The 1,422-nt window shown below is 64.7% G+C and carries 2 protein-coding genes; both read left to right on the top strand.

What is annotated here, in order from left to right; genetic code table 11:
• The first annotated feature begins 151 nt into the window (after positions 1 to 151).
• A complete protein-coding gene (locus ACIBB8_RS37880; protein ID WP_398959958.1) occupies positions 152 to 733 on the top strand; it encodes a hypothetical protein in 582 nt (193 codons plus the stop codon).
• A gap of 35 nt (positions 734 to 768) precedes the next feature.
• Entirely contained in the window at positions 769 to 1,359 is a 591-nt protein-coding gene (locus ACIBB8_RS37875) for a hypothetical protein (RefSeq protein WP_398959956.1), read from the top strand.
• The last annotated feature ends 63 nt before the right edge of the window (positions 1,360 to 1,422 follow it).

Below are 1,422 nucleotides of genomic sequence, written 5' to 3'. Positions count from 1 at the left end.
ATGGAAGCGTAGAGAACTCCCATCATCCCAGGTCAGCAGGCGCCTCTTCTCATTCCACCGTCCACAGCCCGCCCGCCACACGGTGGATCGAGGCTGATCTACCGGTGGCGCACCAAGGCCAAGCAAAAGGCCAGGAAAGAGGGCGAGCAGCGTGGATGAGAGTTTCGATGAACTGCTGGAGCAGAGCTCCCTCGGCGCGGCCGGCGCCCGACGCATCCGCGAGCGCACCTCACCTGAGGCGGGCCGGATCGTACTGCGCCTTGCCGAGCTGCATGAGGCTCTCGACGCCGCATCCGACGACCTGGCTATGGCGCACATCCTTGATCAGCTCGAAGCGGTGGACGAGCAACTAGAGAGCGCACGGTCGGGACAGGGACCGATCCTGTTCCGGCTTGCCATCAACTGTGCTCGCAACGGCTGGTTCCAGAAAGCTCGCCAATACCTGGAGAGGTCCAAGAACCACTACGAGAGAGACGGAGATCAGCAAGGCGCGGCGCGAGCCATGACTGCCCTAAGCATTCTGCTGCTCCAGGGAGGCAAAGTCCTCGACGCGGGCGTAGTCCTGCAAGAGATGGCCAAGATGCTTGAGTCCGCCAACGGGGCAGGCACCCAGCTGAAAGCCCTGTCACGGGCCCTACAAGAAGGCGAACGCCGCCGACCGAACCACCCAAGGAACAGCAGCCAGCCGGACAGCCAAGGCGGAGGCCTGGGGGCCAACAAAGGCCCCTCGTAGCCACAGGCCGGGACCAGGCCGCCACAATCGCGTTCATGCCTGACTGGATGCCCTCATGGGGCACAACCGCGCTGATCTCGATCGTCACGTCTCTGCTCACCCTGATAGTCAGCGGGCGGTACATCTTGCCCCTGCTGGAAGTCCGCAACCGGCGCTTCCAGACGAAGATGCAGGCCCGTGAGAAGTTCCAGGCCAACATGCTCACCGTCCTGTCCGCGGCTACCCGACTGCTCGCCACATCCATCCCGGCCGAGGCGACCGACACGGTCCGCACCGCGCTACGGGAGGAGCGCGCCCGCTGGCGTGCCCAGATCGACGAGGCGACCCGGTACCTCACCGACCACTTCGAGCAGATCGCCTTTGCCTACGCTGGATCGCGGATCCCTGAACTGGCCGTGCGGTACTCGGGCAACGCTCGCATGGTCTGGATCTCGGACCGGAGCGAGGCCCGCAAGCTAAACGCCCTTCGGGACATCACCCAGCACTGCCACGCGCTGTTCTTCGACAGCCCCCTGTACGCCCCGCAACGGGCTCGCTCCTGGCAGGAGCTGGAACGGCTACTGGACGAGCTGGAGACCCCGGAGGCCCCAAATGGGGCTCTCCTGCCGTATGTGTGGGTGCCCTGACCTGCCCTGATACGGGAAACACGCCGCCTCCTGTGATCCTTGAGGTGTCTAGGCCCAAGTTGG

This window comes from Streptomyces sp. NPDC051286, from assembly GCF_044455345.1.
Classification (GTDB): Bacteria; Actinomycetota; Actinomycetes; order Streptomycetales; family Streptomycetaceae; genus Streptomyces.
This window is presented reverse-complemented; position numbering and strand designations above follow the sequence as displayed.